The 12,621-nt window shown below is 63.4% G+C and carries 11 protein-coding genes; 2 read left to right on the top strand and 9 right to left on the bottom strand.

All coding sequences use genetic code 11. The features are described from left to right. The 6 genes from FJ527_RS00005 to FJ527_RS00030 form a co-directional block, all read right to left on the bottom strand. Nucleotides 1-992: VCBS domain-containing protein (locus tag FJ527_RS00005; RefSeq protein WP_210241240.1), on the bottom strand; the 992-nt coding region annotated here is incomplete at its 3' end. A gap of 717 nt (nucleotides 993-1,709) precedes the next feature. Further along, nucleotides 1,710-3,272: a glutamine-hydrolyzing GMP synthase gene (gene guaA, locus FJ527_RS00010; protein ID WP_140821097.1), complete on the bottom strand. Its 1,563-nt coding sequence runs from the start codon at nucleotides 3,270-3,272 to the stop codon at nucleotides 1,710-1,712. Nucleotides 3,273-3,327: 55 nt separating this feature from the next. Further along, entirely contained in the window at nucleotides 3,328-3,996 is a 669-nt protein-coding gene (locus tag FJ527_RS00015) for a 5'-methylthioadenosine/S-adenosylhomocysteine nucleosidase (protein ID WP_140821099.1), read from the bottom strand. A gap of 105 nt (nucleotides 3,997-4,101) precedes the next feature. After that, nucleotides 4,102-4,560: a PaaI family thioesterase gene (locus FJ527_RS00020; protein ID WP_015316525.1), complete on the bottom strand. Its 459-nt coding sequence runs from the start codon at nucleotides 4,558-4,560 to the stop codon at nucleotides 4,102-4,104. Nucleotides 4,561-4,658: 98 nt separating this feature from the next. After that, on the bottom strand, nucleotides 4,659-5,111 hold the full coding sequence (locus FJ527_RS00025; RefSeq protein ID WP_246677661.1) for a TspO/MBR family protein: 453 nt from the start codon (nucleotides 5,109-5,111) through the stop codon (nucleotides 4,659-4,661). 72 nt (nucleotides 5,112-5,183) lie between these two features. Then, on the bottom strand, nucleotides 5,184-6,473 hold the full coding sequence (locus tag FJ527_RS00030) for an RsmB/NOP family class I SAM-dependent RNA methyltransferase (RefSeq protein ID WP_015316523.1): 1,290 nt from the start codon (nucleotides 6,471-6,473) through the stop codon (nucleotides 5,184-5,186). 315 nt (nucleotides 6,474-6,788) lie between these two features. On the opposite strand from FJ527_RS00030, the gene FJ527_RS00035 reads away from it, so the two are divergent. Continuing rightward, a complete protein-coding gene (locus FJ527_RS00035) occupies nucleotides 6,789-7,466 on the top strand; it encodes an MIP family channel protein (RefSeq protein WP_140821101.1) in 678 nt (225 codons plus the stop codon). A 65-nt stretch (nucleotides 7,467-7,531) separates the two neighbouring features. On the opposite strand, the gene katG is transcribed toward FJ527_RS00035, so the two are convergent. Next, a complete protein-coding gene (gene katG, locus FJ527_RS00040; protein ID WP_140821103.1) occupies nucleotides 7,532-9,742 on the bottom strand; it encodes a catalase/peroxidase HPI in 2,211 nt (736 codons plus the stop codon). 162 nt (nucleotides 9,743-9,904) lie between these two features. Between katG and FJ527_RS00045 the strand changes: the two genes are divergently transcribed. Beyond that, on the top strand, nucleotides 9,905-10,813 hold the full coding sequence (locus FJ527_RS00045) for a hydrogen peroxide-inducible genes activator (RefSeq protein ID WP_015316520.1): 909 nt from the start codon (nucleotides 9,905-9,907) through the stop codon (nucleotides 10,811-10,813). Nucleotides 10,814-10,832: 19 nt separating this feature from the next. Here the strand turns inward: FJ527_RS00045 and FJ527_RS00050 are convergent, their stop codons facing one another. Then, nucleotides 10,833-11,639 carry an amino acid ABC transporter ATP-binding protein gene (locus FJ527_RS00050; RefSeq protein ID WP_015316519.1) on the bottom strand — a complete coding sequence of 269 codons (807 nt, stop codon included), beginning with the start codon at nucleotides 11,637-11,639 and terminating at the stop codon, nucleotides 10,833-10,835. Beyond that, complete coding sequence (locus FJ527_RS00055) at nucleotides 11,636-12,577, bottom strand: amino acid ABC transporter permease (protein WP_140821105.1); 942 nt, start codon at nucleotides 12,575-12,577, stop codon at nucleotides 11,636-11,638. Before FJ527_RS00055 ends, FJ527_RS00050 begins: the two co-directional genes overlap by 4 nt. Between the last annotated feature and the right edge of the window lie 44 nt (nucleotides 12,578-12,621).

A 12,621-nucleotide genomic window follows, 5' to 3' on the forward strand; every position in this document is an offset into this window, starting at 1 on the left:
TCGGTGCTCTTGAATACCGCCGACACCAGATGCACGTCGGTCAGGTCGACGTCGCTGAAGGCGATGGTGCCGGTCGCGGTCTCGGTGGGGGTATGGGCGTCCTCGGTGACGGCACCCACAAGCGTGGCGACGCCGATCACCGGACTGTCATTGGTGCCGGTGATGGTGATAACGACATCGCGGGTGATGACACCGCCGTGCTGGTCGTCAAGCGTGACCGTATAGGTCTCATGCACGACCTGGCCGGCCGCAAGTTTGTTGAGGGCCGAATCCGCAGCGCTGAAGGTCCAGGTGATCAAGCCGCCGGAGCCGTTGCCTGTGGTGTCAGTCGTCTTCACTGCGGCGAGTGAGCCAAGCTGGCCGCTGTAGTCGGTGCTCTTGAATACCGCCGACACCAGATGCACGTCGGTCAGGTCGACGTCGCTGAAGGCGATGGTGCCGGTCGCAGTCTCGGTGGGGGTGTGGGCGTCCTCTGTGACCGCGCCCACAAGCGTGGCGGTGCCGATCACCGGCTTGTCGTTGGTGCCGGTGAACTGAACTGTGGTCGTGGCCCAGCTCAGTGTGCCGTTGCCGAGTTGAATGGCATAAGTCAGCTTGTCGGTAAGAACCTGCCCCTGCGCAAGCGACTGCAACAGCGTATTGATATTCGCAGTGTCGTAGTGGATCGTGCCGTCGCTGGCTATCCAAATACGCGCTCCAAGCAAACTCGTGTCGGTGGTTCCGGCAAGGCCGGCACTGTCGTTGGAGTATGTGGTGTCGCGCGTGAGCAGGTCTATTGGCGATGGCGTTTTCGTTGCCGTCAACCCGCTCTCTGGGATTGAGTTGTCGATGGAGTAGAGCTGTTTGGCTGCGCCACCCAGATCATTCGCCAAAACGTTCAGGACAAGGACCCCGGTTACATCTTCCGAATAGAGGAAGGTGTCGTCCTTTGCCTGCGGTGTATTGGAGAACGACGCCGTGGTGCCGCCGGCACCGGTAACCTGAGTAGCCATTTTCAACCCCTGTTTGTGTAGCAGACGCCCCAACGCCTGTTTGTTGATAGTCCTGTACGACCACGCTCTGTCCGAGCATCGATCCCAAAGTCGCCACGCAGCTGGGTTGAAAGCGAGTGCGGCGCATCATCAGCGAGCCTGCCGGACAAGCAGTGCCGGCTGGAGCTAGCGGATGATGATCGCATGATGGCGGCTGCGACGGCGTTGTCGCAGCGCTGCGTCTCCCAACCCAATTGCATCATCTAAATCGCCGGTTTCCGATCAAGAGATTTTAGACAATGCTTATATTAGGAGATTATTAACTCTACTGGGGAGGAAGCGTCAACGTCCAACTTGGGCAAACAGTTAATATTCGAACATGAAGGAGCTACAGCCACCTGGATCGACTTGTGAGATCGAACGAGCGCACGTCTGATATGAGCCAGCGCGGCAGAAGATGCGGGGCAGCGTGCCACGGGCGAGCCGGACATCCGGAAGTTTCGCGCTCCAACGCAGATCACTCCGAGGATGACAAGGCGCGAAGCAGACCTTGCCTTTGTGCACGCCGTTTTACGCCGTATCCCCCTTCTTAAAGGTCTTTACCTCGTAAGGGACTTGGGCAGATCGGACTTGCCAGATTGGAGATGAAGAATACCAGTTCAGCGAAAGTGAGACACGGACACGAGAACAATTCTCGATGGCGAAAATCGCCGCCGAAACTACGCGATTGCCGCTCCTTCACTCCCACTCGATTGTGCCAGGCGGCTTCGACGTGACGTCATACACCACGCGGTTGATGCCGCGGACTTCATTGATGATGCGGGTGGCGGCGGCGCCCAGGAAGGCCATGTCGTAGTGGTAGAAGTCAGCCGTCATGCCGTCGACGGAGGTCACGGCGCGTAGCGCACAGACGAATTCGTAGGTGCGGCCGTCGCCCATGACGCCGACAGTCTGCACCGGCAGCAGCACGGCGAAGGCCTGCCAGATCGCGTCATAAAGGCCGGCCTTGCGGATTTCGTCGAGATAGATGGCGTCGGCCTCGCGCAGGATCTCCAGCTTTTCCCGCGTGATGCCGCCCGGGCAGCGGATGGCGAGGCCGGGGCCTGGGAACGGATGGCGTCCGATGAAGCTTTCGGGCAGGCCGAGTTCCTTGCCCAGCGCCCTCACCTCGTCCTTGAACAGTTCGCGCAACGGCTCGACCAGTTGCATGTTCATGCGCTCGGGCAGGCCGCCGACATTGTGGTGGGACTTGATGGTGACCGAGGGGCCGCCGGTGAAGGAGACGCTCTCGATGACGTCGGGATAGAGCGTGCCTTGCGCCAGGAAATCGGCGCCGCCGAGCTTCTTGGCCTCGTCCTCGAACACTTCGATGAACAACCGGCCAATGGTCTTGCGCTTCTTTTCCGGGTCGGACTCGCCTTCCAGCGCAGAGATGAATTTTTCCGAGGCGTCGACCAGGATCAAAGGCAGATTGTAGTGCTGGCGGAACATCGCCACCACACCAGCGGCCTCGTCCTTGCGCATCAGGCCATGGTCGACAAGAATGCAGGTGAGCTGGTCGCCGACCGCCTCGTGGATGAGCAGCGCCGCCACCGAGGAATCCACGCCGCCCGACAGCGCGCAGATGACCTTGCCCTTGCCGACCTGCTTGCGGATCGCCTCGACCGCGTGCTCGCGATAGGCGCGCATCGTCCAGTCGCCTTCGATGCCGGCGATGTTGTGGACGAAGTTCCTGAGCAGCCTGGCACCATCCGGCGTATGCACCACCTCGGGGTGGAACATGATGCCGTACATCCTGCGTTCGACATTGCCGAAAATGGCGAAGGGCGAGCTTTCCGATTTGCCGAACACCTCGAAGCCAGGCGGCAGGGCGATGACGCGATCGCCATGACTCATCCACACCTGATGGCGCTGGCCTGTGGCCCACAGGCCCTCGAATAGCGGGCTGTCCTTCTCGATCTCGACAAAGGCGCGGCCGAATTCGCGATGGTTGGAGCTTTCGGCGACGCCACCCATCTGCACGCACATGGCCATCTGGCCATAGCAGATGCCAAGCACAGGCACGCCGGCATCGAAGACGATCTGCGGCGCGCGCGGGCTGCCGATATCGGACGTCGAAGCCGGGCCGCCGGACAGGATGACCGCTTTCGGGTTGATGCGCTTGAATGCCGCCTCGGCCGACTGGAACGGCACGATCTCGGAAAACACGCCGGCCTCGCGGATGCGGCGGGCGATGAGCTGCGTAAACTGGCTGCCGAAATCGACAATCAGGATGGTGTCGGTGTGATTGGCTGTCGTCATGGCGAGCCTTTAGAGAAAGAAACGAGTCTGCGCAATGGGTTGCGTCGCCTGACTTTCAGAGCGGTATCGCCTCGTCACCAGGTGAATCCGGCCGGAGCAAGCCCGAACCGATCGCCTGTTCGAGCCGCATGACGGCGTCGGCCAGCTTTTCATCGATGACGTGCAGATATTCGGTCCAGTCGCCGACGTGCCTGAGATCAGCCGCGCCGTCGGAAATGCCGCGCAGCCCGATGAGCGGGATGTCGAAAAGCTGACAGGCGCGCAGGCAGGCGAAGGTCTCCATGTCGACCATGTCGGCGGCGATCGCTTCGTACGCCGCGCCGGTAATGACGGCGCCGCCGGTCGACAGTGTCGCCTCCTTGATTTCGGGAATACGCAACGGCAACGGTACGATCACCGGCAGGTCGAGAAACGGCGTCGCGCCTTTTTCGAAGCCCAGCGGCGAGGCATCGATGTCGCGATAGCTGACGGAGACGGCCTGGTAGATTTCGGTCTGCTCCAGGGTCCGGCTACCAGCAGAGCCGAGCGATACCACCAGATCGGGCAATGCCTTGTCCGATTTCAACCAGGAGAGCTCAGCGCCCAGCCGCACGCCGGCCTCGACCGGGCCCACGCCCGTCATCAGCGGCGTGAACAGCCGCTGCAGATGCGGGCCATATTCGGCCCGCGCCGCCATGACGAAGAGGATATCCTTGCCGCCAATGCGCACGACGTTGCCAGTCATGGCGATCCTCCTGCTTGCGCTACATTATGACCAACGGCCTGGCCGCTGCCGGCGGCAGCTCCGTGCCGCCGGCACGATTAAATTCGCCTGCGGCGAACCGGCCACTCACCCAGCGATACCATCGCGGCCTAGCACCGTCATCATCGTCCCGGTCATGGTGGCGATCAGCTTGGCCTCGCCGTCGGCGGCGAAGGCATAGGCCTGGCCGTCGGCAACGATGATGGTACGGCCGGGTTTGGTCACCGAACCGCGGAACAAAAAACGCTCGCCCCGGCCCGGCGCCAGAAGGTTGACCTTGAATTCGATGGTCAGCACGCCGGAATTCTCCGGCATGAGCGAGAACGCCGCATAGCCGCAAGCCGAGTCCAGCGCCGTCGAAATGACGCCGGCATGCAGGAACCCATGCTGCTGGGTCAGCGCCGCCGAATAAGGCATCTCGATCTCGATGATGCCGGGGGTCACCAATGTCAGTTCGGCGCCGATCGTCGCCATCGCCTGCTGGCGGGCGAAGGACGCCCTGACGCGATCCTCATAGTCCGGAGCCGGTACGATCTTTGCTGCCATCGCCGTTGCCTTCACGTTTGCCGGGAAAGCTTATCGCAGAGGCATGAGCGGCAGGCAAATGCTTTTGCTGCACTGCAGCAAACCGCATCGAACGCCACCTAGTTCAGCCAAAGAAGCGAGGCGTTGAGCAAGGTGGCGAACGCCACCCACGCCGCGTAGGGCACGAAAAGCCAGGCGGCGAGCCGATCGCGGGTCCAGACGCTTGCGATAAACAGCGCGATGACGGCCAGAAGAAGCACGATGATGACCAGAGCAGGCCCCATCATTTTTGCGCCGAAGAAGATTGGCGACCACAGGAAATTCAGGACGAGCTGAGCGCCCCAGATCTTCATCGCGGTGCCGGCCAGGTCCCGCAACCATGTCCGCCAGCCGGCCACGGCGATCAGCACATAGAGCAGTGTCCAGGCAGGCGCGAAAATCCAGTTGGGCGGATTGAAGGAAGGCTTGGCCAGCGATGCATACCAGGCACCTGGCAAGGTGGCGAAACCGATCAGCAGGCCTCCGCCCAGCACCAGGACGAGGAACAGCAGAAGCGACAGATATCTTTGCAAGCACTCACCCTGTGGCGGCGCAACGCCGCGCATCTGCAATTGGGGCGCTGCGGGCAGCTGTCAACGACAGCGTCAGTTCGCCCGGCGCAAGGCGCAAAAATAAAAGCCGTCTGTGCCGCTCAGCGCCGGCGAGAGCGAAATGCCACCCAGGGCACCGATCCGCATCGCGGCGGTATGGCCGGGAAAACGGCTGTCCCAGAGCTGGCGATGATCGACCGGGGCAAAGCCGCCGTGCCGCTCGCGAAACGCGGCGATTTGTTCACCGTTCTCCTCGTCGAACACGGAGCAGGTTACGTAGACCAGCAGGCCACCGGGTTTGACGTAGGTTCTGGCGGCATCGAGGATCGTCGCCTGCTCGCCCTTGCGGGCATCAAGCTGTCTCTGCGTCAGCCGCCATTTGGCGTCGGGACGCCGCCGCCAGGTGCCGCTGCCGGTGCAGGGCGCGTCGACCAGCACGATGTCCATGTGGCCGGTCAATGGGGCAAGCTCGGCCGGCTTGGTGGTGACCTGCACATTGCGGTTTTCCGAGCGGCGAATGCGGTCGAAGATTGGCGCCAGCCGCGCCTTTTCGGCATCGTGAGCGAAGATTTGACCGTGGTTGTCCATCGCCGCCGACAACGCCAGCGTCTTGCCGCCTGCGCCGGCGCAGAAATCGAGCACCTGCATGCCAGCCGTCGCGCCGGCAAGCGCCGCCGCAATTTGCGACCCCTCGTCCTGGACCTCGAACCAGCCTTTCTGAAAGGCCGGCTCGGCTTGCACGTTCGGATGCCGGCCGTCACCGTCGATCGGCGGGATGCGGATGCCGTAGGGTGCGATCCGTGCGGCACTGGCACCGGTCTGCGCGAGTTCGGCCAACACCTTGGCGCGATTGGCCTGCAGCGTGTTGACCCGGATGTCGAGCGGCGGACGTGTGGCGAGCGCCGCGCCCTCCTCGACCCATGTCTCGCCGAAGGCCCGCTCGAAAAGCGGTTCGCACCAATCGGGAATGTCGGCGCGAACAGCGGGCGGCGCGTCGGCAAGCCGGCGTTCCGCCATTGCCTGGAGTTCCGTGGCGCTCAGCAGCGGCGGCGCGAATTTGTCACCTTCGAGCGCTGCGTTGAGCGACTGCGCCGTCTGGCTCCATTCGAGCAGCAGCGCCCCGAAGCCGATGGCACGCGGCGTGTCTTCGCCCAGCAACCAGCCGGCGGAGCGCTTGCGGCGCAGCGCGTCGTAGACGATGTTGCCGATCGCGGCGCGATCCCCACCGCCGGCGAAGCGATGGGACAGGCCCCAATCCTTCAGCGCGTCGGCCACCGGCCGGTGACGCCGACCAATGTCCTCCAGCACTTCAATGGCCGCAGCCAGCCGTCCGCCCAGTCGCATTCGTCATTCCATCAATCGAGCACATTATCCGGTCTGCTCTTAAAGCCTTTCACGTCCGGATTGAACCCCGCCCGGCCTCGCCGCGAGCGCAAGCTGGCGATGGTCGGCTAAACCTGTCCGACCGGTAAATCTTCGCGGCGTTAGAAGCAGGCGGACTAGTAGATACAAGATCTCTAATGTTCTTAACTGGCGGCCGGAAGGACGGCGTGTGGCGCTACAGCTCTGCTTTCCAAGTTTTTCGGTTGGGAATACTCTTGCCGTCATGATTCGCGGCGCGGAAAACGTGGACCGGCGGATCGTCACGAGGAGAGGGCAATGAAGATTTATCTGGCGGAAGTTCTAGGCACATTTCTGTTGGTGTTCATCGGTACGGCGTCCGTGGTGACGGGGGGCTTAGGCGGCGCGCTGCCGCTTGGCCAGGAAGGCATCGGTCTGGCATTCGGCATCGGCCTCATCGCGGCGGCCTATGCGATCGGCCCGATTTCGGGCGCGCATCTCAATCCGGCGGTGACGCTCGGCGTGTTCCTGGCTGGCCGGCTGCCGGCCAAGGACGTCATCCCCTATTGGATCGCGCAGATCATCGGTGCCATCATCGCCTCGCTGGCGTTGTGGATCATCGTTTCCGGCCAGACCGGCGGCCATACCGGCGGCTTCGGCGCCAATGGCTGGGACGAGACGAAATGGGGCATGAGCTCGGCGTTCCTGTGGGAGCTGATCGGCACCTTCACCTTCGTCACGGTGATCCTTGGCGTTACCGCTGAAAAGCACTCGACGGCGTTTGCCGGCCTGGTCATCGGCCTGACGCTGGCGGGCATTCACTTCGCCATGATCCCGGTCACCGGTACCTCGGTCAATCCAGCGCGCTCGATCGGCCCGGCGCTGTTTACCGGCGGTGTCGCACTTAGCCAACTCTGGTTGTTCATCGTCGCACCGCTGATCGGCGGCGCCATTGCCGGCGTCGTTGCCAAGGCGCGTGTCTTCGAGAAGGATTGATTCCAGAGCCTGAATGCAAGAGGCGCGGGTGGCCCGCGCCTCTTTCGTAGATCCTCAAGCTCGGGTCAGGCCGCGATGTCAAAGCGGTCGGCGTTCATCACCTTGGTCCATGCCGCAACGAAATCCCGGGCGAATTTCTGCCCGGCGTCCGCCGATCCGTAGACCTCGGCCAATGCCCGCAGCTGCGCATGCGAACCGAAGATCAGGTCGGCACGGGTGCCGGTCCACCTGACTGCCTTGGTTTTGCGGTCGCGCGCTTCGTACACTTCTTCCGAACCCGGAACAGAACCGACAGCCGGATCCCAGACCGTGCTCATGCTGAGCAGGTTGACGAAGAAGTCGTTGGTCAGCCTACCCGGCCTGTCGGTGAACACGCCGTGCTTTGAGTGCCCGGTGTTGGCGCCGAGCACCCGCAAGCCCCCAACAAGCACCGTCAGTTCCGGCGCCGTCAGGCCCAGCAACTGCGCGCGGTCGACCAGCATGGCTTCAACCGACATGGGCTGCTTGCCCCTGACATAGTTGCGGAAGCCGTCGACTTTCGGCTCGAGCGCGGCAAAGGAGTGGACGTCCGTCTGCTCCTGCGATGCATCCATGCGGCCGGGCGTGAACGGCACCTTCACGTCGTTGCCGCCATCCTTCGCGGCCTTCTCGACCGCGGCGATACCGCCGAGCACGATCAGGTCGGCCAGCGAGACCTTCTTGTCGCCGGTCTGCGCGGTGTTGAATTCCGTCTGGATGCCTTCGAGCCTGGCAAGCACCTTCGACAGTTCGGCCGGCTGGTTGACCTCCCAGTCCTTCTGCGGCACCAGCCGGATGCGTGCGCCATTGGCGCCGCCGCGCTTGTCGGAGTTGCGGAAGGTCGAAGCCGAGGCCCAGGCCGTCGAGACCAGTTCGGAAACCGACAGGCCGGAGGCCAGGATCTTGGCCTTCAGCGATGCGATGTCCTGCTCGCTGACCAGTTCATGGTCGAGCGCCGGGATCGGGTCCTGCCAGATCAGCTCTTCCTTGGGCACCAACGGGCCGAGATAGCGCACCGCCGGACCCATGTCGCGGTGGGTCAGCTTGAACCAGGCGCGGGCGAAGGCATCGGCGAACTGATCCGGATGTTCATGGAAACGCCGCGAGACCTTCTCATAGGCCGGGTCGGCCCGCAGCGCGAGGTCGGTGGTCAGCATGGCCGGCGCGTGATGCTTCGAGGGGTTGTGCGCATCCGGCACCGTGCCGGCACCGGCGCCACCCTTCGGCGTCCACTGATGGGCGCCCGCCGGGCTCTTCGTCAGCTCCCATTCGAAATTGAACAGACTGTCGAAGAAGTTGTTGCTCCACTTGGTTGGCGTCGTGGTCCAGGTGACTTCGAGACCCGAGGTGATGGCGTCGCCGGCAATGCCTGACGCATGTTTGCTCGACCAGCCGAGGCCCTGCGCCTCGATGCCGGCACCTTCCGGCTCCGCGCCCACCAGCGAGGCATCGCCGGCGCCGTGGGTCTTGCCGAAAGTGTGGCCGCCGGCAATCAGCGCCACGGTTTCTTCGTCGTTCATCGCCATGCGGCCGAAGGTTTCCCTGATGTCGCGTGCCGAAGCCAGCGGATCGGGCTTGCCGTTCGGCCCTTCCGGATTGACGTAGATCAGGCCCATCTGCACGGCGCCGAGATGGCCGCGAAGCTCACGATCGCCCGAGTAGCGCTCGTCGCCCAGCCACTTGGTTTCCGAACCCCAGTCCACGTCCTGCTCGGGCTCCCAGACGTCGGCGCGGCCGCCGGCGAAGCCGAAGGTCTTGAAGCCCATCGATTCCAGCGCGACGTTGCCGGTGAGGATCAACAGGTCGGCCCAGGAAATCTTGCGGCCATATTTCTGCTTGACCGGCCAGAGCAGGCGGCGCGCCTTGTCGAGATTGGCGTTGTCAGGCCAGCTGTTGAGCGGCGCGAAACGCTGCTGGCCGGCTCCGGCACCGCCGCGGCCATCACCGATGCGGTAGGTGCCGGCGCTGTGCCAGGCCATGCGGATGAACAGCGGCCCGTAATGGCCGAAGTCGGCGGGCCACCAATCCTGCGAATCCGTCATCACTTGGTGCAGGTCCTTGATGACCGCATCGAGATCGAGGCTGGCGAATTCTTTGGCATAGTCGAAGTCCTCGCCCATCGGGTCCGACAGGTTCGACTGCTGATGGAGAACGCCAAGGTCAAGCTGGTTCGGCCACCAGTCACGGTTGGTCCGGCCGGCGGATCCATGCGCGACAGGGCATTTGCCCGCGCTGCTGTCGTCGGTTTTCGCGTCCATCTCTCACTCCAATTTGCCGAGGTTGATTTTTGCCGAGATTTTGGGGGCGGCCAGCGGCCCGCGCCAATCTGGAACCATTCCAGCCTAGGCCAGACCGTCGATAAAAACAAATTGTCTTTCCTGTTTATTTCGATAGGATTTTCTTATGATGGCCTTGACCGCATGATCGGACTGACAGTTCGCCAGATGCATTATTTCGACGCGCTGGCGCAGACGCTGCATTTCGGGCGTGCGGCGAAACTTGCCGGTGTCAGCCAGCCGGCGCTGTCCTCGCAGATCGCCGAAATGGAGCAACGGCTGAACTGCCGGCTGTTCGAACGCGGCGGCAAGTCGGTGCGCATGACGGACGAGGCGATCGCCCTGTTGCCGCGTATCGAGCGCATCCTGGCTGACATACGTGACGTGGAAACGACGGCCCGGCGCGGCCGCACGGCCATGGAGGGACGCTTCCGGCTGGGCATCATCCCGACTGTCGCGCCCTATCTTCTGCCACGCGCCTTGCCCGAACTGAAGAAGCATTTCCCGGCCTTGCTGCTCGAATTGCGCGAGGCGGTCACCACCTCCCTGGTCGAAGACACCGCATCGCGAAAACTCGACGCCTTCATCGCGGCACTTCCGCTCGACCATCCAGGACTGATCACCGAGGCGCTCTTTCCCGACCGGTTCTTCCTGGCCGTGCCGTCGGACGATCCGGCCTTTGCCTCGCCGCCGGTTCCACCCGAGAGCCCGGCGCTGGAAAGACTGATGCTGCTGGAAGAAGGCCATTGCCTGCGCGAACAGGCGCTGGCCGTCTGCGGCAATGTGCGGCCGGTGGCGATGGCAAGCTATGGCGCGACCAGCCTGACCACGCTCCTGCAGATGGTGGCGCACGGGCTCGGCGTCACGCTCATCCCCGAAATGGCGACCGGCCCCGCCGGCACCATCCCCGACCTCAAGATCGTGCCGTTCCAGGAACCGATGCCGCAGCGCATGATCTGCCTGGCCTGGCGACGCAACAATGCGCGGCACGGGGAATGCGTCGAGCTAGCCAAGATTATACGGGGGCTAGGCCCGGCGCTGTTGGCGGCCTGAGAGGTGGCCCTAACGCTCGTTACAGCACCCGCGATAGGAACTCGCGGGTGCGCGGCGACACCGGGTTGGCGATCATCTCGCGCGGCGCGCCGCGTTCGACGATCACGCCGCCGTCCATGAACACGAGCTGGTCGCCGATCTCGCGGGCAAAGCCGACCTCGTGGGTGACGACGACCATCGTCATGCCGCTCTCGGCAAGGTCGCGCATAACCTGCAGGACTTCGCCGACCAGTTCCGGATCGAGCGCCGAGGTCGGCTCGTCGAAGAGCAGCACCTTGGGCTTCATCGCCAGGGCGCGCGCGATCGCGACACGCTGCTGCTGGCCCCCGGACAGTTCGCGGGGATAGCGGTCGACCTTGTCGGCCAGGCCGACACGCCGCAGCAGCACCTCCGCCTCGGTCTTTGCCTGGTCGACTGGAATGCGCCGCACCTGCGTCGGCGCCTCGATCAGGTTCTCCATCACCGTCATGTGCGAGAACAGGTTGAACGACTGGAACAGCATGCCGATCTCGGCGCGGCGCCGGCACAGAAGATCGTCCTTCACCTCATAGAGCTTGTCGCCCTGGAGGTCGTAGCCGACGAACTGGCTGTCGACGAGCAGGATGCCGCCGCTGAGTTTTTCCAAATGGTTGATGCAGCGCAGGAACGTGCTCTTGCCCGATCCCGACGGGCCGATGATGCAGGCGACCGATCCCTCCGGTACATCGAGGTCGACACCTTTGAGAACTTCAAGCTGGCCATAGGTTTTGCGCACGCCGCGCGCGAACACCATGGAGTTGGCGGGCACCCCGAAGCGGGCACGATTTTCGGACTTCACATCACTCATCGAGCAACGCCGCGCAGGCTGATCAAGTTGCGCAAGGTGCGCATCGTCAGGGGGTCGCGTCTGGCATCGCTGCGGCCGAAATGGCGCTCCAGGAAATGCTGCCCCACCGACATGATGCTGACCACCGCGAGATACCAGAAGGCGACCACGATCAGCAGCGGAATGGTCTCGAAGGTGCGCGCATAGATGCTCTGCGCGGTATAGAACAGGTCGTCGACGGCGATGAACGTCACCAGCGACGTCATCTTCAGGAGGTTGATCGCCTCATTGCCGGTCGGCGGCAGCACGAAGCGCATGGCCTGCGGCAAGGTGATGCGCTTCAGGATCATGCGGTAGGGCATGCCGAGCGCGCTCGCCGCCTCTGACTGGCCAGACGGCACCGACTTGATGCCGGCCCGGATGATCTCGGCCATGTAGCCGGCCTCGCACAGCGAAAGCGCCACCACGGCGGAGAAGAACGGCGTCATGAAATCATTGGTGCGCACGGAAAACAGCGTGCCTATGAACGGCAAAGTCAGCGAGATTTCGCGCACCAGCAGCGACAGGTTGAACCAGAAGATCAGCTGGATCAGGGCTGGGACACCCCGGAAGAACCAGACATAGACGCCGGAAAAGGCGCGCAGCACCGGGCTCGGCGACACCCGCATGATCGCGATGACGGTGCCGACAATGATCGCCAGCACCATGATGATGACGGTGAGCATCAGCGTGTTCCCGAGGCCTCGCATGATCGAGGGATGGAACAGGTATCCGGCTGCCGTGCCCCAGGCAAAGGCCGGGTTGCTGGCGAAAGCACGAATGATGAGGAAGGCCAGCAGCAGGGCGAACGCCGTACCGACCCAAATGCCATAGCGGCGCTGCGGCACGACGGTCAGTCGTGACACGGCGGCGGAAACGCTTGGCTCGACGCCGATGTCGGTCGGGAGGGCAACGCCCATCGGATGTCTCCAGCTTGCGGGCCGGCGCCTGACGTTCATCAGGC

This window comes from Mesorhizobium sp. B2-4-18 (assembly GCF_006441385.1).
GTDB classification, from domain to species: Bacteria; Pseudomonadota; Alphaproteobacteria; order Rhizobiales; family Rhizobiaceae; genus Mesorhizobium; species Mesorhizobium australicum.

What these genes read in the sequence shown, in the direction of transcription:
- FJ527_RS00055 (WP_140821105.1), bottom strand. Translation starts at nt 12,577, where the DNA reads ATGGGCGTTGCCCTCCCGACCGACATCGGCGTCGAGCCAAGCGTTTCC.
- FJ527_RS00050 (WP_015316519.1), bottom strand. Translation starts at nt 11,639, where the DNA reads ATGAGTGATGTGAAGTCCGAAAATCGTGCCCGCTTCGGGGTGCCCGCC.
- guaA (WP_140821097.1), bottom strand. Translation starts at nt 3,272, where the DNA reads ATGACGACAGCCAATCACACCGACACCATCCTGATTGTCGATTTCGGC.
- katG (WP_140821103.1), bottom strand. Translation starts at nt 9,742, where the DNA reads ATGGACGCGAAAACCGACGACAGCAGCGCGGGCAAATGCCCTGTCGCG.
- FJ527_RS00015 (WP_140821099.1), bottom strand. Translation starts at nt 3,996, where the DNA reads ATGACTGGCAACGTCGTGCGCATTGGCGGCAAGGATATCCTCTTCGTC.
- FJ527_RS00035 (WP_140821101.1), top strand. Translation starts at nt 6,789, where the DNA reads ATGAAGATTTATCTGGCGGAAGTTCTAGGCACATTTCTGTTGGTGTTC.
- FJ527_RS00030 (WP_015316523.1), bottom strand. Translation starts at nt 6,473, where the DNA reads ATGCGACTGGGCGGACGGCTGGCTGCGGCCATTGAAGTGCTGGAGGAC.
- FJ527_RS00045 (WP_015316520.1), top strand. Translation starts at nt 9,905, where the DNA reads ATGATCGGACTGACAGTTCGCCAGATGCATTATTTCGACGCGCTGGCG.
- FJ527_RS00020 (WP_015316525.1), bottom strand. Translation starts at nt 4,560, where the DNA reads ATGGCAGCAAAGATCGTACCGGCTCCGGACTATGAGGATCGCGTCAGG.